The sequence below is a fragment of the Qipengyuania thermophila genome (assembly GCF_004153605.1).
GTDB lineage: Bacteria > Pseudomonadota > Alphaproteobacteria > Sphingomonadales > Sphingomonadaceae > Qipengyuania_B > Qipengyuania_B thermophila.
Window position 1 is genome coordinate 12,670 of the sequence record NZ_SDSI01000006.1, and the last position, 20,303, is coordinate 32,972.

Annotated in this window: 18 protein-coding genes and 1 other RNA gene; 13 read left to right on the forward strand and 6 right to left on the reverse strand. The window is 68.7% G+C overall.

The window, feature by feature from the left end; translation table 11 throughout:
* Window positions 1-115: 115 nt before the first annotated feature.
* From ETO60_RS10100 to ETO60_RS10110, 3 genes are all read left to right on the forward strand, one after another.
* Window positions 116-817: an ATP-dependent Clp protease proteolytic subunit gene (locus ETO60_RS10100; protein WP_130005328.1), complete on the forward strand. Its 702-nt coding sequence runs from the start codon at window positions 116-118 to the stop codon at window positions 815-817.
* Window positions 818-1,008: 191 nt separating this feature from the next.
* The gene (clpX, locus tag ETO60_RS10105) at window positions 1,009-2,277 is read left to right on the forward strand and encodes an ATP-dependent Clp protease ATP-binding subunit ClpX (RefSeq protein ID WP_130005330.1); all 1,269 of its coding nucleotides are present in this window, start codon (window positions 1,009-1,011) and stop codon (window positions 2,275-2,277) included.
* Window positions 2,278-2,584: 307 nt separating this feature from the next.
* The gene (locus tag ETO60_RS10110) at window positions 2,585-3,205 is read left to right on the forward strand and encodes a glycosyltransferase family 25 protein (RefSeq protein WP_130005332.1); all 621 of its coding nucleotides are present in this window, start codon (window positions 2,585-2,587) and stop codon (window positions 3,203-3,205) included.
* 44 nt (window positions 3,206-3,249) lie between these two features.
* Here ETO60_RS10110 and mtgA read toward each other — a convergent pair whose 3' ends face one another.
* The 3 genes from mtgA to ETO60_RS10125 all read right to left on the reverse strand — a co-directional run bounded on the left by mtgA (window position 3,250) and on the right by ETO60_RS10125 (window position 6,033).
* Window positions 3,250-3,927, reverse strand: coding sequence for a monofunctional biosynthetic peptidoglycan transglycosylase (gene mtgA, locus ETO60_RS10115; protein WP_130005334.1), 678 nt, complete (start codon window positions 3,925-3,927; stop codon window positions 3,250-3,252).
* 127 nt (window positions 3,928-4,054) lie between these two features.
* Entirely contained in the window at window positions 4,055-4,966 is a 912-nt protein-coding gene (rpoH, locus tag ETO60_RS10120; protein ID WP_130005336.1) for an RNA polymerase sigma factor RpoH, read from the reverse strand.
* Between the two features lie 122 nt (window positions 4,967-5,088).
* On the reverse strand, window positions 5,089-6,033 hold the full coding sequence (locus tag ETO60_RS10125) for an RluA family pseudouridine synthase (RefSeq protein WP_130005338.1): 945 nt from the start codon (window positions 6,031-6,033) through the stop codon (window positions 5,089-5,091).
* A 16-nt stretch (window positions 6,034-6,049) separates the two neighbouring features.
* Between ETO60_RS10125 and ETO60_RS10130 the strand changes: the two genes are divergently transcribed.
* Genes ETO60_RS10130 through ETO60_RS10140 form a run of 3 tightly spaced genes read left to right on the forward strand, consistent with a single transcriptional unit; the run spans window position 6,050 to window position 7,878 of the window.
* The gene (locus ETO60_RS10130; RefSeq protein WP_130005340.1) at window positions 6,050-6,460 is read left to right on the forward strand and encodes a Mov34/MPN/PAD-1 family protein; all 411 of its coding nucleotides are present in this window, start codon (window positions 6,050-6,052) and stop codon (window positions 6,458-6,460) included.
* 39 nt (window positions 6,461-6,499) lie between these two features.
* A complete protein-coding gene (locus ETO60_RS10135; RefSeq protein WP_130005342.1) occupies window positions 6,500-7,159 on the forward strand; it encodes a histidine phosphotransferase family protein in 660 nt (219 codons plus the stop codon).
* On the forward strand, window positions 7,159-7,878 hold the full coding sequence (locus ETO60_RS10140; protein ID WP_130005344.1) for an N-acetylmuramoyl-L-alanine amidase: 720 nt from the start codon (window positions 7,159-7,161) through the stop codon (window positions 7,876-7,878). Before ETO60_RS10135 ends, ETO60_RS10140 begins: the two co-directional genes overlap by 1 nt.
* A gap of 4 nt (window positions 7,879-7,882) precedes the next feature.
* Here ETO60_RS10140 and ETO60_RS10145 read toward each other — a convergent pair whose 3' ends face one another.
* Window positions 7,883-8,902: an exonuclease/endonuclease/phosphatase family protein gene (locus tag ETO60_RS10145; protein WP_130005346.1), complete on the reverse strand. Its 1,020-nt coding sequence runs from the start codon at window positions 8,900-8,902 to the stop codon at window positions 7,883-7,885.
* 196 nt (window positions 8,903-9,098) lie between these two features.
* On the opposite strand from ETO60_RS10145, the gene rnpB reads away from it, so the two are divergent.
* Window positions 9,099-9,529: RNase P RNA component class A (rnpB, locus tag ETO60_RS10150), an RNA gene on the forward strand.
* A gap of 92 nt (window positions 9,530-9,621) precedes the next feature.
* A complete protein-coding gene (locus tag ETO60_RS10155) occupies window positions 9,622-11,673 on the forward strand; it encodes a S46 family peptidase (RefSeq protein WP_130005348.1) in 2,052 nt (683 codons plus the stop codon).
* Window positions 11,674-11,721: 48 nt separating this feature from the next.
* Here the strand turns inward: ETO60_RS10155 and ETO60_RS10160 are convergent, their stop codons facing one another.
* Together ETO60_RS10160 and ETO60_RS10165 are read right to left on the reverse strand one after the other, a co-directional pair.
* The gene (locus ETO60_RS10160; protein ID WP_130005350.1) at window positions 11,722-13,032 is read right to left on the reverse strand and encodes a UDP-glucose dehydrogenase family protein; all 1,311 of its coding nucleotides are present in this window, start codon (window positions 13,030-13,032) and stop codon (window positions 11,722-11,724) included.
* A gap of 14 nt (window positions 13,033-13,046) precedes the next feature.
* The gene (locus ETO60_RS10165; protein WP_130005351.1) at window positions 13,047-13,829 is read right to left on the reverse strand and encodes a metallophosphoesterase family protein; all 783 of its coding nucleotides are present in this window, start codon (window positions 13,827-13,829) and stop codon (window positions 13,047-13,049) included.
* A 305-nt stretch (window positions 13,830-14,134) separates the two neighbouring features.
* Here ETO60_RS10165 and ETO60_RS10170 point away from each other — a divergent pair, with 305 nt between their 5' ends.
* The 5 genes from ETO60_RS10170 to ETO60_RS10190 all read left to right on the forward strand — a co-directional run bounded on the left by ETO60_RS10170 (window position 14,135) and on the right by ETO60_RS10190 (window position 20,298).
* The gene (locus tag ETO60_RS10170; protein ID WP_130005353.1) at window positions 14,135-15,562 is read left to right on the forward strand and encodes a glycosyl transferase family protein; all 1,428 of its coding nucleotides are present in this window, start codon (window positions 14,135-14,137) and stop codon (window positions 15,560-15,562) included.
* Window positions 15,559-16,710: a hypothetical protein gene (locus ETO60_RS10175; protein ID WP_165362165.1), complete on the forward strand. Its 1,152-nt coding sequence runs from the start codon at window positions 15,559-15,561 to the stop codon at window positions 16,708-16,710. The genes ETO60_RS10170 and ETO60_RS10175 overlap by 4 nt, the downstream gene beginning before the upstream one ends.
* Before the next feature lie 55 nt (window positions 16,711-16,765).
* Entirely contained in the window at window positions 16,766-17,680 is a 915-nt protein-coding gene (locus ETO60_RS10180; RefSeq protein ID WP_130005356.1) for a sulfite exporter TauE/SafE family protein, read from the forward strand.
* Window positions 17,681-17,733: 53 nt separating this feature from the next.
* Complete coding sequence (locus ETO60_RS10185; protein ID WP_130005358.1) at window positions 17,734-18,447, forward strand: TIGR02186 family protein; 714 nt, start codon at window positions 17,734-17,736, stop codon at window positions 18,445-18,447.
* Between the two features lie 129 nt (window positions 18,448-18,576).
* Entirely contained in the window at window positions 18,577-20,298 is a 1,722-nt protein-coding gene (locus ETO60_RS10190) for an ATP-binding protein (RefSeq protein WP_130005460.1), read from the forward strand.
* The last annotated feature ends 5 nt before the right edge of the window (window positions 20,299-20,303 follow it).

Here is a 20,303-nt window from a genome sequence, read left to right on the forward strand (position 1 = left end):
GCCTTGACCGTCCGGCAAGGCCCGCCCCTCCGTGCGACACCGTTAACGCCCTTGAATTGCGCCGGGCGATGGCGACATAGGGCCTCGCATTTCTGGACAAGAGGACCTTTCCCCCATGATCGACCTGTTCGGCACCGACGCCTATGGCACGCAGGGACGCTTCACCCAAGATCCGGTGACGGGCGCGCTGGTGCCGATGGTGGTCGAGCAGACCAGCCGGGGCGAGCGCAGCTTCGACATCTTCTCCCGCCTGCTGCGTGAACGCATCGTCTTCGTCACCGGTCAGGTCGAGGACACCATGGCTTCCCTCATCGTGGCGCAGCTCCTGTTCCTCGAATCCGAGAATCCGTCGAAGCCGATCTCCATGTACATCAATTCGCCCGGCGGCGTGGTGACGGCGGGCATGGCGATCCACGACACCATGCAGTACATCAAGCCGCGGGTCTCCACCGTGTGCGTGGGTCAGGCCGCCTCGATGGGCTCGTTCCTGCTGGCCGCGGGAGAGCCGGGGATGCGCATCGCGCTGCCCAACGCGCGGATCATGGTCCATCAGCCGTCCGGCGGCGCGCGCGGCATGGCGTCCGACATCGAAATTCAGGCGCGCGAGATCCTGCGCATCCGCCAGCGGATGAACGACCTCTACGTGAAGTACACGGGACAGAGCCTCAGCGACATCGAGCGCGCCATGGACCGCGACACGTTCCTCGAAGCGGAAGAGGCGATGAAGTTCGGCATCGTCGACAAGGTGTTCGAGAGCCGGCCGGAGACGGACACGCCGGGTGAGGGTGACAAGGGCAGCGGCGGCGCGCCGGAATAGCGGCGATCCGTTCCCGCGGGTTAACGCTTCGTTGCCCCGCTCCGTGACAGGTCCGCCCGGTGACAGAAGCGTGCCAGAACGCGGCGCCGCGCGGAGCGCGTCTTGCGCGGCGCGGAACGCGTGTTGATTAATCCGGGGTCGGCACTAGACTCCGTCGAATCTCCCGTCCGGAAGGTTCGGAAAACCTGGGAATGACGAAATTGAGCAATTCCGACAGCAAGAGCACCCTTTACTGCAGCTTCTGCGGCAAGTCGCAACATGAGGTGCGCAAGCTGATTGCCGGTCCGACCGTGTTCATCTGCGATGAATGCGTCGAGCTGTGCAACGACATCATCCGCGAGGAGACGAAGGCCGGCATCGTCGGCCGCAAGGAAGGCGACGTTCCGACGCCGCAGGAAATCTTTGCCACCCTTAACGACTACGTGATTGGGCAGGACCGGGCGAAGCGGGTGCTGTCGGTGGCGGTGCACAACCACTACAAGCGGCTGAAGCACTCCGGCAAGTCGGGCGACGTCGAACTGGCGAAGTCCAACATCCTGCTGGTCGGGCCGACCGGATCGGGCAAGACGCTGCTGGCGCAGACGCTGGCGCGCACGTTCGACGTGCCCTTCACCATGGCCGACGCGACCACCCTCACAGAGGCTGGTTATGTCGGCGAGGATGTGGAGAACATCATTCTCAAGCTGCTGCAGGCATCGGACTACAATGTCGAGAAGGCGCAGCACGGCATCGTCTACATCGACGAAATCGACAAGATCACCCGCAAGGCGGAGAACCCGTCGATCACCCGCGACGTGTCGGGCGAGGGGGTGCAGCAGGCGCTGCTCAAGCTGATGGAGGGCACCACCGCCTCCGTCCCGCCGCAGGGCGGGCGCAAGCATCCGCAGCAGGAGTTCCTGCAGGTCGACACCACCAACATCCTGTTCATCTGCGGCGGGGCGTTTGCCGGGCTCGACAAGATCATCGCCGACCGTCTGCAGAAGCGGTCGATCGGGTTCGGCGCGCATGTTGCCGATCCCGACAAGCGTCGCGTCGGCGAACTGCTGGAGAAGGGCGAACCTGAAGACCTGCTCAAGTTCGGGCTGATCCCGGAATTCGTCGGCCGTCTGCCGGTGATCGCGACACTGACGGATCTCGATGTCGATGCTCTCGTCCAGATCCTGTCCGAACCCAAGAACGCGCTGGTCAAGCAGTACCGCAAGCTGTTCGAGCTGGAGGACGTGGAGCTGACCTTCACGCAGGACGCGCTGGAGACGATCGCGCAGAAGGCGATCCTGCGCAAGACCGGCGCGCGCGGGCTGCGCTCGATCGTCGAAGGCATCCTGCTCGACACGATGTTCGACCTGCCGGACATGGACGGGGTGGACGAGATCGTGATCGACAAGGAGGTCGTCGAAGGCCGCAAGGCTCCGGTCCAGGTCCGCCACGGCAAGGCCGAGAAGAAGGAAGCGGCGGCCTGACGGACACCGCGAACACAGCGTCTGATCATTTCATCTGCCCGCCCATGTACCCGAGCCTGTAATGTGCGCCCGGCGCGGGTGCGGCGGCTTTGCAGGGCCGGAGCGATGCTTCCGCACGCGACAGCGAGGTGGCTCGGCGCCTGAGCCTAAGGTATGGTCTGCCCGGAACAGGTTTGCGAGGCGGACGGCGGCAGCGTATGTTGAAGGCGACGCCTTCATCAAGACGGATCGGAAAGTCGCGGTGCTCGACCAATTCGAACTGATCCGCGTTATCAACCTTGCGCATCGGACCGATCGCCGGCGCGAGATGGAGCGGGAGTTTGCCCGCCTTGGCATGTCCGGCGATGCCCGCATCGGCTTCTACACGGCGACCAAGGAGACCCGTCCGGGCTTGTTCCACCGGCCGGGGGCGCATGGCTGCTTCCGCAGCCATCTCGCGGTCCTGAGCGAGGCTTGGGCAGCGCGCTCTTCGGTTCTGGTGCTCGAGGACGATTGCCGCTTCAGACCCGAAGCGCGGTGGCTTGCTCCGTCACCAGAAACCGACATCCTCTACGGTGGCTATGCGCAGGCAAGCGACGCCGATGATCTGCTGAGCGCCGACATTCAAGGTTCGCATTGCATGGGGTTTTCGGTCGCGGCGCTGGAGAAGCTTGTGCCATTTCTCAATTCGCTTCTGCAACGCTCAACGAAGTTCGACTCACGCATCGTGCGCTCGGATTTTGACCCGGCCATTCGCCCGCCCATCGATGGCGCCTATGTCTGGTTCAGGCGATACCATCCTGAATTGGTGACGGAGTTTCTGCCGCTTGCCGATTACCGCGACTCTGCCAGCGACGTCGCTGACCTCAAGTGGTTCGATCGTACTCCCGGCGTCCGGGTCCTGGCGAACAGCGCACGCCGCCTGCGGGAACGCCTGACAAGCGTCTGACCTTCTTCAGCCGCTGAATAACTACACGTGGACAGAGCAGTGCCTCACCCCGGATTATACACGCACGCGTCGAGGCCGTCGCGGCGGACGATGGTCATGCGTTGCTGGATCAGGTTGCCGTAACGGCGGGTCCAGCCGCGCGGGGCGTTGACCGCCCGCGCCTTGGGCTGGGGAAGGGCCGCTGCCATGCGTGCGGCTTCTGCCGGCGACAGGCTGGCGGCGGATTTGTCAAAATAACGCCGCGCCCCGGCTTCCACGCCATAGGTGCCGATCCCGGTTTCGGCGACGTTGAGGTACACCTCCATGATGCGGCGCTTGCCCCAGAGGTTTTCAATCAGGAAGGTGAGCCAGGCTTCAAGTCCTTTGCGCAGGTAGCCGCCGCCCTGCCACAGGAACACGTTCTTGGCCGTCTGCTGGCTGATGGTGGAACCGCCGCGGATCACCCGCCCGCCCTGCATGTTCTCGCGAAACGCCTGCTCGATCGCCTCGGCGTCGAAGCCGTTGTGCTGGCAGAACTTGCCGTCCTCGGCCGCGATCACGGCGCGGACGAGGTCACGGTCGATGTCCGACAGCGCAGTCCAGTCGCGCGTCCAGCCGTTCTCGTCCATCAGCATGGTGGCGGTGACCGGCACCGGGACGAAGCGGTAGACGATCACCACCGCCAGGCTGAGCAGGATGAAGCCCAGAAGAAGGGACAGCAGAAACCGGGCGAGACGCAACATGACGCCCACGGAGTAGCGGATGGGTTGAGCGCCTGCAAAGGCTGGCGTCGCCTGCCAGCCCGCGTTGCTCAGAGCGTGTCACATCGCCTTCCGGACACGGCCGCCTGATGCCGCATGGAGGGGCGGCCTATGACGCGGCGGGCGCCGGCAGCAGCCGCTCCCCAGCAATCCGCTGCATCGCCTTCTGCAGCTTCTCAAAAGCGCGCACCTCGATCTGGCGGATGCGCTCGCGCGAGACGTCGTAGACCTGCGACAGTTCCTCCAGCGTTTGCGGGTCGTCGGTCAGGCGCCGTTCGGTCAGGATGTGCTTCTCGCGTTCGTTGAGGCTTTCGAGCGCCTCCGTCAGCATCTCGTGCCGCAGGATTCGTTCCTGGTCGTCGGCGACAAGCTCGTCCTGCAGCGGCCGATCGTCGGTGAGCCAGTCCTGCCACTCGCCCGAGCCTTCTTCACCGTTGCGCATCGCGACGTTGAGCGACCCGTCGCCGCCCATCATCATGCGCCGGTTCATGTTGATGACCTCCTGCTCCGGCACGCCAAGATCTGTGGCGATCTTCGCCACGTCGTCGGGATGCAGGTCGCCATCCTCATACGCGTCGAGGTTCTTCTTCATCCGGCGCAGGTTGAAGAACAGCTTCTTCTGTGCGGCCGTCGTGCCCATCTTCACCAGCGACCAGGAGCGCAGGATGAACTCCTGGATCGACGCCTTGATCCACCACATGGCATAGGTGGCGAGGCGGAAGCCGCGATCGGGCTCAAACTTCTTCACGCCCTGCATCAGCCCGACATTGCCTTCCGAGATGAGGTCGCTGACCGGCAGGCCGTAGCCGCGGTACCCCATGGCGATCTTCGCCACCAGCCGCAGATGGCTGGTCACCAGCTGCGCGGCCGCCTCGGGATCGCCATGTTCGGCATAGCGCTTGGCCAGCATGTATTCCTGCTCCGCCGTGAGCACGGGGAACTTCTTGATTTCAGCCAGATAGCGGTTGAGGCTCTGCTCGCCGTTGAGAGCCGGAACCGAGGTGCGCTTGCTCGTGGACACGTGTTCCCTTGCCTTCCCTGGGCGGCCATTGCGCCCTTGCTGAACCCGATGCGATGCCGATGTGCGGATAGAACGTCCTGCTAGCAGAAAATTGCCCCGGACGGGGTTGCATTATCGCGATTTCAACGTGCGTTTTCTTCGATGAGTTCCACCATATCCTGTGGCAGCGGCGCGCTGAACCTCAACTGTCTCCCGTTTTGCGGATGCGCGAAGCCGAGCTCGGCCGCATGCAGTGCCTGCCGGGCAAAGCCGAGGCGCGTCAGCACCGGGCGCAGGGCAGGCACCGCGCGGCCGTAGACCGGATCGCCGACGAGCGGGTGCCCGATGGATGCGAGATGAACCCGCACCTGGTGCGTGCGCCCCGTCTCCAGCCGGCATTCGATTACGCTGCAATCCTTAAGAACCTGCAGCAGGCGGTAGTGGGTCACGGCATGCTTGCCGCGCGCGCTGTCCGCCGGCAGCACCGCCATGCGCTTGCGGTCGTGCGGGGAACGCCCGATCCGCGCCGTCACCGTGCCGGAGGAGGGTTGAGGGTGGCCGTTGCAGACCGCGACATAGCGGCGGTGGACCGCGTGGCGGGAAAACTGGTCGCCGAGGTTCTCGTGCGCGCGGTCGGTCTTGGCGACGACCAGCAGGCCGCTCGTATCCTTGTCGATGCGGTGGACGATGCCCGGCCGTGCGGTTCCGTTGATCCCCGACAGTGTGCCCCGGCAATGGTGCAGAAGCGCGTTGACGAGCGTGCCGTCGGGATTGCCGGCTGCCGGGTGAACGACGAGGCCGGCGGGCTTGTTCACCACCAGCAGATCCTTGTCCTCGAACACGATGTCGAGGGGGATGTCCTGCGCCGGAGTCGCCAGTGGCTGCGGCGCCGCGAGCCGCACGGCATAGGCGGCGCCGGCGGCGGCGCGGGCCGACGGATCGCGCGCGGGGGCGCCGTCGAGCGACACGGCGCCGGATGCGAGAAGGCGCTTCACCCGCTCGCGTGACAGGCCGGTCGCGGCGGCGAGGGCGCGGTCGAGGCGGTCTGGCGCCGCGAGCGTGCCGGTGATGATGCGCTCCGCATCCATGCTATGGCAATGATCCATGGCGATCGTGATCGCAAGAAAGGTGTGCGCCGCCGTGACCGCCATGGCGGCACGACAGGCGCCGGAGGAGTGCTGCGGCCTGCTGCTCGGCCGCGCCGGCACGGTCACGCGCGCCATCCCCGCCGCCAATGTTCATCCGCATCCGCACGCGTTCTTCTTCATCGCTCCCGAGGTGCTCCTCGCCGTCCAGCGGAGCGCGCGGGCGAGGGGGCTGGAGGTGCTGGGCTGCTACCACTCGCATCCCCAAGGCCCGCCCGAGCCGTCGGCCGCGGACCGCGCCATGGCGGCGGCAGACGGCGCCGTCTGGGCGATCGCCGGCCGGAGCGCGGAGGGCGGCTGGACCTTGCGGGCGTGGCGGGCGCGCGCCGGAGGATTCGACCCGCTTCCACTGCAAGGGTTTGACCGCTAAGGCGGAGCGTTGCCGTTTGCACCGGGGAGATTGCCGATCATGAGGGACACCGACGCGATCGAGCTTGCCGCCATGCTGTGCTCGCGCCTGTGTCACGATCTGCTGTCCCCCATCGGCGCCTTGAACAACGGACTGGAGCTGCTGGCAGAGGAGCGCGATCCGGCCATGCGCGCACGCTGCATCGAGCTGCTGGAACAGAGCGCGCGCACGAGCGCCGACAAGCTGAAGTTCTTCCGCCTGGCGTTTGGGGCGGCCGGAGGCTTCAACGAAAGCGTGCCGGTGGAGGAGCCGCGCGCCCTGATCGAGGCGCTCGCGGGCAGCAACAGCCGCGTCACGCTGCACTGGGCGCTGACCAGCAGCGCGCTGCTCAAGGACGCGGTCAAGGTGATGCTCAACCTCGCGCAGATCGGGCTGGAGGCGCTCGTGCGGGGCGGCACGCTCGACATCGGCGCCGAGATCAGTGACGGGCAGAGCGAGATCGTGGTGCGGGCCACCGGCAGCCGGATCGCCTTCGACGAGGAGATCGGTCGCGCGCTCGAAGGCGCGCTCGACGACGCCGGGCTCAGCAGCCGCACCGCCGCAGCCCACATGCTTGCGCTCCTGGCCGAAGCAAAGGGCGGCAGCCTGCAGTACCAGCGCACCGACACCACGCTCCTCATGGGGGCGGTTCTTCCGTTCGGAGACGGGTGGATCGGCTGATGCAGCGCCCCGAGGCTGACGGAGAGCTGGTCCACCACGTCCGCCTCTCGCCCAACCATGACGCGCGCGTGCTGCCCGTCACGATGGTGGTGCTGCACTACACGGAGATGCCGGCGGACGCGGCGCTGGAGCGCCTGTGCGACCCGGCCAGCAAGGTGTCGGCGCACTACTTCATCAGCGAAGCGGGCGCCGTCACCCAGCTTGTCGCCGAGGACCGGCGGGCGTGGCATGCGGGGCAGTCCTACTGGCGCGGCCTTCGGGACGTGAACTCGGCCAGCATCGGCATCGAGCTCGACCATCCCGGCCATGCCGGCGGCTACCGGCCATTCGCCGACGCGCAGATTGGGGCGCTGCTCCCGCTGCTCGCCCGGATCCGGCGCACCCACGACATTCCGCGCGCCAACGTCGTCGGCCATTCGGATGTCGCGCCTGCGCGCAAGATCGATCCCGGAGAGCTGTTCCCTTGGGACCGGCTCGCGGCGGTGCGGCAGTGCCTCGCCCGGCCGGACAAGCTCGAGCGCGGCGATCCGTACGACAACGATGCCACCTTCCTCCTCGCGCTGGAGCGGTTCGGCTACGACATCACGGAAGGACGCAAGGCGGTGGAGGCTTTCCAGCGGCGCTGGCGCCCGGAGCGGATCGACGGCGAGATCTGCGGCCAGACGCGCGCCATCCTGTTCCAGCTCCTGCTCGACCGCGATCGGGGGCTGGCGCGCTAGCGTTCTACGGCGCGGGTTCCGCCCCCAACGCCTGTTCCGCCGCGCCGGCCCCGGCATCGGCCTGCAGGCCGTCGCTCCACGGCTGGCCATCGACGCGCCACGACAACCGGTAGGTGACGCGCAGCGCGTCGTGATCCGACAGCATCTCGCCGTCGACCGGCGCGTCGAACTCGGCCGCGATGGCGACGGGTTCGACGCGGATGCGGCGCGAGGAGGCGTAGCCCTGAAGGTCCTGCGTATCCATCCATGGCTCGTCGCTGTCCCACGACATCGTGATGCGGCACCGTTCAGGATGGTTGAAGCAGAACCGGTGGGCGAGTTCGCCCGGCAGCCGCTCGTCCTTGAGATCGAAGCGGAACGGCACGTTGCGGGTGTTGAAGTCGCCCGCATAGACGAGCGGCACTTCGCCCTGCCAGTGCCGGGCAAGGATGTCGCCCATCTCCCGCACCTGCTGCCGGTGGGCCAGATCGGCCCGCTCGCGGCTGACCCCGGTCGACCCGCGCGAATTGAGGTGGGTGTTGAGGATCAGCAGCGGCTCGGGGACACCGGGGATCTCGACCCAGGTCAGCGCCACCCCCTTGTTCGAGAGGCAGTCCCACCCGGCGCAGCTGCGCGGACCGAACGGCTCGTTGACCTGCGCCGCGATGCCGAAGTCGGTGCCAAGGGCGAGGCCGGCTCCGGTCATGCGTGGCCATCCTTCCCCGCGCCGCCAGATGCGGCGGGAGAGCACCTCGGCGCTTTCCCGGTTCGGCTTGACCACCGAGGGGCGGGACGCCGCCGATGGTCCGCGCACGTGATTGGCGAAACCCGCCGCGAAGGTGAGGCGGCTCGCCGAGGGCACGAATGCCTCCTGGAGCAGAAGCAGGTCAGGCCGCCCGTCGCCGTTCCAGCTTGCCGTCATGGCGTCGGCGATGCGGGCCATCGCCGTGCCGGTGCCGCGGCGCACCGGAAAGGGAAGGCCGGCGACGTTGTAGTTCACCACCGTGATGGTGGTTGACGCGATTCCGTCATCGCTGACGGTCACCAGCGCCGCCTGCCGAGGCGGCTGGGGGAGGGGCGCCACCGCAGGGTGATGCGCGCATGCGCTCGCCAGAAGGGCCGCGGAGGTCAGGGCGGCGAGGCGAAGGCAGATCATCGCCTTCCACAACGGCGAGGCGCCGGGACGGTTTCGGCCGCACGGCCATTGCGCCTTTTGCACCGTCGCCTATGTTCCGGGTGGTGCCGGGGTCCAGGCAGCCGCGGACGGGGTTCCCGTTCGAGGAAAGTCCGGGCTCCACGAAACGAGGGTGGCGGGTAACGCCCGCCCGCCGCCGCCCCGCGCGGCGGTGAGGGACAGTGCCACAGAGAGCAGACCGCCGATGGCTTCGGAGACACGTCCGGCGCACAGGCAAGGGTGAAAGGGTGCGGCAAGAGCGCACCGGGACGCTGGCAACAGGGTCCGCACGGCAAACCCCACCCGGAGCAAGGCCGAATAGGAACGGCGCGTCCGCATCCGTCCACCTGGACGAAGGCGGGCAGGGGAGTTTCGCCCCGAGGCCGTTCGGGTTGGCCGCTAGAGCGCGAGGAGCGATCCCGCGCCCAGAGGAATGGCTGCCCGTGCCGCTTTGCTAAGCGGCATGACAGAACCCGGCTTACGCGGACCCCGGCACCATCCGCCAGTGCTGTCGGCGAAGATCGCACTGGACATTCGCGAGAAGGCACAGAAAACAGCGCGCAGAACATCATCTCCGAGGATCCTGCTCCATGCCTGACCGCATCGCCCTGCTGTTCGCCGCCGCGCCCCTGGCCCTCGTCGCCGCCGTTCCGGCCGCGGCGGAAGAGGGCATGTGGACGTTCGACAATTTCCCTGCCGATCAGGTCCGGCAGGCTTACGGCTGGGCACCTGATCAGGCGTGGCTCGACCGCACGCAGGCGGCCGCGGTGCGCCTGACGGGCGGGTGCTCGGCGAGCTTCGTGTCGCCCAACGGCCTCATCCTCACCAACCAGCACTGCATCAGCACCTGCCTCGCCGACAACTCCAATGCGCAGATGGACTATCTTGCCCGCGGCCATGTGGCCAACCGGCTGGAGGACGAGCTGCGCTGTCCCGGTCAGCAGGCGGAGGTGGTGACCGCGATCCGCGACGTGACACAGGACGTTCGCACCGCGATCGCCGACCTGACGGGCGAAGCGCTGACACGGGCGCGCAACGCCCGCATCGCGCAGCTGGAGACGGAAAACTGCCCCGACCGGGAACGGACCCGGTGCCAGGTCGTGACGCTGTTCGGCGGCGGGCAGTACCGGCTCTACACCTACCGCAAGTATGCGGATGTGCGGCTGGCGTGGGCGCCCGAGGCGCGCGCCTCCACCTTCGGCGGCGACCCCGACAACTTCAACTTCCCGCGTTACGCGCTCGATGCGAGCTTCCTGCGCGCCTACGAGAACGGCCGGCCCGTTTCCACCCCGCGCCACCTGCGCTGGGATCCGCGTGCGCCGCGCGAGGGCGAGATCACCTTCGTCGTCGGCAATCCCGGCTCGACCAGCCGCGGATGGACGCAGAGCCAGATCGCTTTCGAGCGGGAGGTGGCGCTGCCCACGACCATTGCGGTCAATTCCGAACTGCGCGGGCGGCTGATCCGCGCGATGAGTGAAAGTCCGGAACGCGAGCGGGAAGGGACGGACCGCCTCAACAGCATCGAGAACAGCCTCAAGGTGGCGCTCGGGCGGCAGCGCGCGCTCAACGATCAGGCGTTCTCGGCGACCCTCGCCGCGCGCGAGGCGGACCTGCGCCAGCGGGTCGCCGGCAATGCGGCGATCGGCGACCCCTGGGCGCAGGTCGACGGTGCGGTGCGGGCCTATCGGGACCTGTACATGGCGGCGCGGTTCATCACGCCTTCGAGCGCCCTGTACAGCCATGCGCAGACGCTTGTGCTCGCCGCGCGCGAACGGGCCAAGCCGAATGCCGAACGCCTGCCCGGCTTCACCGACAGCGCCCTGCCGCTGACGGAGCGGCGCGTGCTGGAGCAGCGGCCGATCCACCCGTGGCTGGACGAGCTGACCCTCGGCTGGAGCCTGTCCAAGGCGCGCGAGTATCTGGGCGCCGACGATCCGGACACGCGGCTCCTGCTTGGCACCGAGAGCCCTGAGACGCTGGCGCAGCGGCTGGTGTCGGGCACGCGCCTTGCCGATCCTGCCTACCGCCGGCAGCTGTGGGAGGGCGGCCTCGCGGCGATCGAGGCGTCCGACGATCCCATGATCCGTTACGCCCTTGCGCTCGCCCCGCGGCAGGACGAACTCCGTCGCCAGGTGGACGAGGTGTTCTCGGGGCCGCTCACGGCGGCAGGCGCGCGTCTCGCCGACGCCCGCTTCGCCGCCTTCGGCGACAGCATCTACCCGGATGCCACCTTCACCCTGCGGATCAGCTACGGCCAGGTGCGCGGCTGGCAGGAGCGTGGCCGGGCCGTGCCCTACCGGACCCTGATGGGCGGCACGTTCGATCGCGCGACCGGCAGCCCGCCGTTCGACCTCGCCCCCGCCTTCGCGGCGAACCGGAACCGGATCAATCCGCAGGCGACGTTCAACTTCGTGACCACCAACGACATCATCGGCGGCAATTCCGGCAGCCCGGTGATCGACCGCGCCGGCGCCGTGATCGGCACGGCCTTCGACGGCAACATCCATTCCCTGGGCGGCAATTACGGGTACGACGGCAGCCTGAACCGGACCGTCGCGGTCAGCACGCAGGCCATCCAGGAGGCGCTGGAGAGGATCTATCCCGCTCCGGCCCTCGTGCGCGAGCTTGCCGCGCGGCGCTGACGGCGCGCCGGGGAGCGGATCACGACGTGCCCGCTCCCGCCGCCGGCCTCAGGCGCGGCCGATGCTCTGGTACTGCCACCCGGCGGCGCGCAGCGCGGCCGGATCGAAGATGTTGCGCAGATCGACCAGCACCGGGGTCGTCAGCAGGGCCTTGGCCCGGTCGAGATCCAGCGCGCGGAACACACTCCACTCGGTGACGACCACGGCCGCGTCGGCGCCGTCCATGGCGGCATAGCCGTCCGCGCACATGTCGACATAGGGCAGCAGCGGCGCGGCCTGCTCCATGCCTTCGGGATCGAAGCCGCGCACGGCCACTCCGGCATCGTGCAGCGTCTGGGCGATGGCGATGGCGGGGGAGTCGCGCATGTCGTCGGTGTCGGGCTTGAAGGTGAGGCCCAGCAGCGCCACCGTCTTGCCGCGCGCGAACTCGGGACCGCCCAGCGCCTCGATCACCTTGCGTCCCATGGCCCGCTTGCGCGCGTCGTTCGCCCGGACGACGGCCTCGACGATGCGGGCGGGGCTGTCGTTGTCCTCCGCCGTCTTGAGCAGGGCGAGCGTGTCCTTGGGGAAACACGACCCGCCATAGCCGGGACCGGCTTGGAGAAAGCGGCTGCCGATCCGCTCGTCCATGCCGATGCCGCGGCTCACATCCTGGATGTCGGCGCCCACGCGCTCGCACAGGTCCGCCATTTCGTTGATGAAGCCGATCTTGGTGGCGAGGAACGCGTTCGCGGCGTACTTGACCATCTCGGACGAGCGCCGGCTGACGAACAGCAGCGGCTTGCCCGCTTCCGCCAGCGGAGCGTAGATCTCGCGCATCACCTCGCGGCCGAAATCGTCCTCGGCGCCGATGACCACCCGGTCTGGGTTCATGAAGTCGCCGATTGCCGCCCCCTCGCGGAGGAATTCCGGGTTCGAGACGACGGAGACGCGGTGGTTGGTGCCTCCTTCCTCCACGAGCCGCGCCACGTGGTCGCCGGTGCCGACCGGAACCGTCGACTTCGTGACCACGACGAGATCGGTCTGGACGTGGGCGCCGATCTCGCGCGCCACGGCATGCACGAACGACATGTCCGCATGGCCATCGCCATTGCGGCTCGGCGTGCCCACGGCGATGAACACCGCCCGCGCGTCTTCGAGCGCGGCGGGCAGGGCGGTGGTGAAGGTCAGCCGGCCGGCGGCCTCGTTCTTCTGGACCAGTTCGCCAAGGCCCGGCTCGAAGATCGGGATTTCGCCGCGCTGCAGGCGGGCGATCTTTTCCCCGTCACGGTCGACGCACACGACCTCATGGCCGAGTTCCGCCAGACAGGCTCCCGTGACCAGGCCGACATAGCCCGAGCCGACCATGGCAATCTTCATAACCCCGTTTCCCGTCAAGCGGCCGCCGCGTCGCCCCGGTCCGCTGCCTCCAGATACCGTCGCCCCGCTCCCTCGAGGACGAGGGCGGTCAGGCGACCGGTGCGATACGCGCCCGTGTCGATGGCGATGCGATTACCGTAATCGGCTGCGTCTTCAACTATTGTGTGTCCATGCACCACCACGTGCGAGTGGGGCGCGGTGTGCTTGATGAAACTTTCGCGGATCCACAACAGGCTCTCGCGGTCCTGTTCCTCAAGAGGACGGTTCGGCCGGATGCCGGCATGCACGAACACGTAATCGCCGGCGACGATGTACTCCTCGAAGCCTTGCAGGAACTCGCGGTGCCGCACCGGCACGAGGCTCGGCAGGCGCGCCAGCAGCTCGCCGACGGTGAGGGCGTTGTATTCGGCGACGGGAATGCCGTAGCTCAGGATCGTTTCGCGGCCGCCATGTTTCACGAAGGTGCGCAGCCGCGTCTCGTCGCGGAAGGCCTGAAGGAACATCTCCTCGTGATTGCCGGCCAGGCACCGGACGCGCCGGCGGCCGGCCCAGGCCATCACCTGCTCGATCACGCCGGCGCTGTCATGGCCGCGATCGACCAGATCGCCCAGCATGATCACCGTCGTGTCGGCCGGCCCCGCCTCGGCATCGTCCGCCTCGATCCGGTCGATCAGCTGCGCCAGCAGGTCCGAGCGTCCGTGCACGTCTCCGATGGCGTAGTACCGCTCTCCTTGCGGAACACTGGGCGGTTGCTGGGAGGAGCGGGGGCGCAGCAGATCGCGCAGAGATGTGAACATAACAACGACAGGGCCTGTGAGTGCGATCCGCTGGCGGATCCCGATGGCGGCTCGCCGGCCGTGGCCGATGTGCAGCCGCCACGCGCGCACTACGCCCTACCGGCTGAATCGTGCCCGAACAAGCTCCCGCATACGCCAGCCGGACTGCCTCGGACCAGACCGGGGTGGAAAAGGCTGTCGGGCGGTAACCTTCTTTGAAGCTGCTCCCTGTAAGCAGGCGTCGAGTCAGGGGGCGTTTGGGGGAACGGGGCGGTGACAGGGGCAGCACAAACGCCGCGCGGGCTGGCGCGGGGCGGCAAAACGTGGTGAGCGCGGTGCAGGCGATCTACCACGAGCTGGTGGTGTTCGCAGCGGTGTGCTTCCTGCTGTCGAGTCTCGACGAGCTGGTGATCGACGCGCTCTATGTGTGGGCGCGCGTGACCGGCCGCACGCGTCACCCTGTGCCGCCAGCCTGCCTTTTGGAGACCGGCGGCGGCGCCCTCGCGCCCCTGCCGGAGGCGGCCGCTCCGGGACGCGCCATGCATCCGCCGGCGGCCGTTCTCGTTCCTGCCTGGGACGAGGCGCTCGTGATCGGTGCGACCATCCGCCACATGCGCGCGGCGTGGAGCGATGAGCGGCCGGTGATCTTCGTCGGCTGCTACGCCAACGATCCCGCCACCGTGGCGGCGGCACGGACGGCGGGCATGGGTGACGGGCCCGAGGTCCGGCTCGTCCGGCTGGAGAGGGCCGGACCGACGAGCAAGGCCGACTGCCTCAACCACCTGTTCGCCGCCCTGTGCGCCCACGAGGCCGAGCGGGGCGAGCGCTTCGGCTTCGTCGTGCTGCACGATGCCGAGGACATGGTCGATCCGGCCGCGCTGACTGTCATGCGCGATGCGCTTGCCCGCTGCGACTTCGTGCAATTGCCGGTGCTCGCGCTGCCGCAGGCACAGTCGCGCTGGATCGCCGGGCACTACTGCGACGAATTCGCCGAGGCGCACGCCAAGACCATGGTGGTGCGCGACGCGCTCGGGGCGGCGCTCCCGGCCGCGGGCGTGGGCTGCGCCATCGGACGTACCATGCTGGACCGGCTGGCGGAGACGCATCCCGGACACGGCCCGTTCGGCGCCGGCTCGCTGGTGGAGGATTACGAGTGCGGGCTCGAGATCGCCCGGCTGGGCGGCCGGAGCCGCTTCGTCCGCGTGCGCCGTGCCGACGGCCGGCTGGTGGCGACGCGGGCGTATTTTCCGGCCACCTTGACGGCTGCGGTGCGGCAGAAAACCCGCTGGACGCACGGGATCGCCTTTCAGGGTTGGGACCGGATCGGGTGGCCGGGGCGGCTGCGTGACCGCTACATGCTGGCCCGCGATCGCCGGGGACCGCTGGGCGCGGGGCTGCTGGCGCTTGCGTATGGCCTGCTCGTCCTGACCGGCGCCGGGCTGGTCCTGCGCGAGGCGGGGCTGGTGCCGCCCCTCAGCCTCACGCCCGGAATGCGCGTGCTGTTGACCGTCAACGGCGCCTTTCTTCTGTGGCGTGCAGCGCTGCGGGCGATGTTCACCGCCCGCGAACATGGCTGGCGCGAGGGTGTTCGGGCCATCGGGCGGATCGTGATCGCCAACATCATCGCGATCATGTCGGCGCGCCGGGCCCTTGCCGCCTATCTGCGCGCCCTGCGCGGGGGCGAGGTGCGCTGGGACAAGACCGAGCACACGCACCATCCGGCCTCGCTCCTGCCGCTGCGCCAAGCGGCGTGATGGTCGTGGCGGCGACGAGGCGCGGCGCGCCCCTGCGGGCGGCGGGTGTGCTGCTGGCGGCGTGGATTGCGGTCCGCGCGCTCAGCCACGCCGGGCTGCCGCTGCCCGCCGAGGTTCGGCCCGGCGCGCGCGCGGCGTTCCTGCCTACCCCTGTCACGCTCCACGCGGCGGCTGTGCGGGGGCCAACGCACACCCGGCCGGCGACACGGCGCAGCGCGGCGCTCCACCCGCCCCTGCCGCTGTGGGCGGGTTTGCCACCGCACGCGCCGACAGGGCCTGTGCGGCACGACGGGAAGTGGGCGGCGAGGTGTGCCTCGTGCGCTGCGCGGCCCGCCGCGCCGGACGGGGCCGCGGGGCCGCAGGCTTGGGCGGTCGTCACCCCGGCCGGCGGCATGGCACTTGGATTCCCGCCCGTGTCGGCGAGCCTCCCCGCCGCACCTCTGCCGGTTCCGGTGCCGGTGCCGATGAGAGCGGCCAGGGCAAGGGGCACGCCGTGGTCGGCGGATGGCTGGGTGCTGGTGCGCTCCTCCGGCGGCAGCGCCGACCCCGCACGCGCCGTGCCCGCACGCGCGGTGCTCGGCGGGAGCCAGGCCGGGCTGGTCGTCCGCCATGCGCTGAGCCGTTCCGCCGTCGTGCAGAGCGCTGTCTACGCGCGCGTCAGCCGGTCCTTTGGCGCGGCCCGCGAAAGCGGAGCGGCGGCGGGGGTCCAAATCTCGCTCGCCGCGCCGGTGCCGATGACCGTCCATGCCGAACTGCGCGTCACCGACCGCGAACAGGGGACCGATGTGTCGCCCGCCCTGTTCGTCAGCGGCGGCGTTCACGACCGGGCGCTTGGCGCCGGCGTCACGCTGCGCGCTTTCGGGCAGGCCGGCTATGCCGGCGGAGAACACGCGACCGCCTTCGTCGACGGTCAAACGGTGGTCGAGCGCGAAGTCGTGGCAACGGGGAAGGCGAACCTGCGTCTCGGCGCGGGAGTGTGGGGCGGAGCGCAGCGCGGCGCAGAGCGTTTCGAGGCGGGGCCGCAGGTGGCGCTCGACCTGCCCGCCGGCCGCGGCCGCGTCCGGGTCGAGGCCAGCTACCGCCTTCGCCTCGCCGGCGAGGCGCAGCCGTCCGGCGGACCGGTGCTGTCACTTGCCGCAGGGTTCTGAAGCGGGCCGCGCGGGGGAGCCTTGCGCCGCAAGTTCCCGGCGCTAGGGTTCGGCCGTGGACGTCTACCTTCCCATCGCCAACCTGTCGGTCAACGGCTTGCTGATCGTGTTGCTGGGAGGGTTGACGGGCATCCTGTCGGGCATGTTCGGCGTGGGCGGCGGCTTCCTGACGACGCCGCTGCTGATCTTCTACGGCGTGCCGCCGACCGTGGCTGCGGCCTCGGCCTCGACGCAGGTGACCGGGGCCAGCGTGACGGGCGTGCTTGCCCATGGCCGGCGCCGCGGTGTTGACTACCACATGGGCGCGGTGATGATGGCCGGCGGGCTGGTCGGCACCCTTGCCGGGGCGGCCCTGTTCCAGCTGTTCCAGTCGCTTGGCCAAATCGACGTGATCATCAGCGCCCTGTATGTGGTGCTGCTCGGCTCCATCGGGGCGATGATGGGGCGCGAGGCGTGGCAGGGCCTGCGCGGCGGGAAGGGCGAGGGCGCCCGGCCGGTCGTCCGGCGGCGGCACCACCCGCTGGTCGCGGCGCTGCCGATGCGGTGGCGTTTCTACCGCTCCGGCCTCTACATATCGCCGCTCGCACCCCTTCTGCTGGGGTTTGTCACGGGCATTCTCACCATGCTGATGGGCGTGGGCGGGGGGTTCATCCTCGTGCCCGCCATGCTCTACATCCTCGGGATGAGCGCCGGGGTCGTGGTCGGCACGTCGCTGTTCAACATCCTGTTCATCACCATCGCCTCCACCATCGTCCATTCGCTGACCACGAAGGCGGTCGACATCGTGCTCGTCGCCCTTCTGCTGGTCGGCTCGGTCGCGGGCGTCCAGGCGGGCGCGCGGCTGGCGCAGATGGCCCGGCCGGAACTGCTGCGCGCGGCGCTGGCGGGCATCGTGCTGCTTGTCGCGTTCCGGATGCTGTTCAACCTCGGCGTCCGCCCGGACGAGATCTTCACGGTGCAGCCGCTGTGACGCCGCACGCCGTCATCCGCGCGGCTCTGTGCCTTGTAGCCGCGGCGGCGTGCATGGGCCAGCGTGACGCGATCCTCGTTCCGGAGGTGTCGCAGCACGAGGTCGCCGTGCGGCAGGGCTTCACCGGCACCGAGCTGCTGCTGTTCGGCGCCATTCTCGATCCCGCCGGACGCCGGGCGGGCGAAAGCTACGACATCGTGGTGGTGCTCAAGGGCCCGTCGCAGGCTATCCGCTTGCGCGAGAAGGAGCAGGTCGGCGGCATCTGGATCAACGCCGACAGCACCGATTTCCGCTCCGCGCCGGCCTTCTTCGCCGTCTCCTCGACCCGCCCGATCCGCGAGATCGTCGACGAGCGCACGGCCGCGATCTTCGAATTCGGCACCCGCTTCATCCAGCTCTCGCCAAGCGGCATCATCGAGAGCGCGGAGCAGCGGCGCTTCGCCGAGGGGCTGGTCGATCTGCGGCGGCGGCAGGGGCTCTTCAGCGAGGACGAGAACGGCGTGCGCCTGAGCGAGGGCGTGCTTTACCAGGCGCGGATCTATCTGCCGTCGAACGTCGTCACCGGTCTGTACACCGCCGAAACCTTTGCCGTGGCCCGCGGCCGGGTCATCGCCTCGGCCGAGGCGCAGGTGCGGGTCGAGAAGGTCGGCTTCGAACGCGCGATCGCCGACATGGCCGAGCGCCGCTCGCTGCTCTACGGGGCGCTTGCGGTGCTGCTGTCAGTCGGGACCGGCTGGCTCGCCGGACGCGCCTTCGCCCTCATCTGAGCACCGGCAGGCAAGGCGCCATTGGCAGCGTGTTAACCGTTGCCGGTGCATGAGGCTGGCTCCATCCGGCAAGGACCAGCGCCCGTGAACGACATTTCCCGCCATGACAGCAGAGGCTTCAACCCGGCGATGCGGATCCCGCATCCGGTGCCGGCGGAACTTCGGGCGGCGCCTGCCTCGCAGGGCGCCGACGCTCCGGCGCCCCAGCGCCCTGCCGCCGCGGCCGACGAGGTGCCCGGCGACAGCGGCAACAGCAACACGCCGATCGGCGTCATCGTCGACGTGTCGGGCGCGGGCGCGCTGATCGCCATCGACCCGCAGCGGCTTGGCGAGTGCATGGACGATCCCGACCCGGCGATCACCCAGACAGGACAGGTCGGAAGCCAGATCAAGGTCAAGGTCGGCAATTACTGGCTGCTCGCCAGCATTCGCAACCAGAAGCAGGACCGGAAAGCCGGAGGCGGGATCCTCGCCGACATCGACTTCCTTGGCGAAGGCAGCGTGGAGAAGCTGACCGGCCGGGTCTACCATTTCCGCCGCGGGGTCACCCGCTATCCGGTCCCCGGCGCGCTGATCTATCCGACCAGCACCGAGGATCTGAAGCAGATCTATTCGAGCGACGGGCGACCGAACATCGAGATCGGCCGCGTCTACCCGACCCGCGACATCCGAGCCGGCCTCTACATCGACGCCATGCTGGGCAAGCACTTCGCCCTGCTGGGCTCGACCGGCACCGGCAAGTCGACCAGCGCCGCGCTGATCCTGCACCGCATCTGCGAGGCCGCGCCCGAAGGGCACATCGTGATGATCGACCCCCACGGCGAATATTCGGCCGCATTCCGGCACACCGGCATCATCTTCGACGTCTCGAATCTCAACATGCCCTACTGGCTGATGAACTTCGAGGAGCATTGCGAGATCCTGCTGACCAGCCGCGACGCCGAGCGGCAGGTCGACGCCGACATTCTGGCCAAGTGCCTGCTGGTCGCCCGCAAGAAGAGCCGGCTGGCCGAATCGCTCGGGAAGATCACGGTCGACTCGCCAATCCCCTACCTCCTGTCCGACCTCAGCGCCGAGCTTCAGGCGCAGATGGGCAAGCTCGACAAGGCGACCTCGTCCGCGCCCTACATCCGCATCAAGGCCAAGCTGGACGAGGTGAAATCCGACCCCCGTTACCAGTTCCTGTTTTCCGGCATGCTGGTCGGCGACACGATGGCCGACTTCATCGCCAAGATCTTCCGCATGCCGGCCGACGGCAAGCCGATCGCGATCATCGACGTGTCGGGTGTGCCGTCCGACATCACCGCCACCGTCGTCGCCGTGCTCAGCCGGCTGGTGTTCGACTTCGCCATCTGGGGCCGGGAGGAGAAGCCGCGGCCGATCCTGCTGGTCTGCGAGGAAGCGCACCGCTACGTGCCGAACGAAGCCAATGCCGATGGCAACTCGGTCGGCCGCATCCTCAGCCGCATCGCCAAGGAGGGCCGCAAATACGGCATCAGCCTCGGCCTCATCACGCAGCGGCCGTCCGACCTTGCCGAAGGGGTGCTGTCGCAGTGCGGCACCATCATCTCGATGCGGCTGAACAACGAGCGGGACCAGTCCTTCGTGAAGGCCGCCATGCCCGAAGGCGCGCGCGGCTTCCTCGACTCCATCTCCGCCCTGCGCAACCGCGAGTGCATCATCTGCGGCGAGGGTGTGTCGATCCCCATCCGCGTCTCCTTCGACAATCTCGACGAAGCCAAGCGGCCGGCCTCCGAAGACCCCAGCTTCGTCGAACTGTGGAGCCAGGCGGGCGGGGAAGAGGACGCGGTGCGGCGCACGGTGCAGCGCTGGCGCGCGCAGGCCGGCTGATCCGG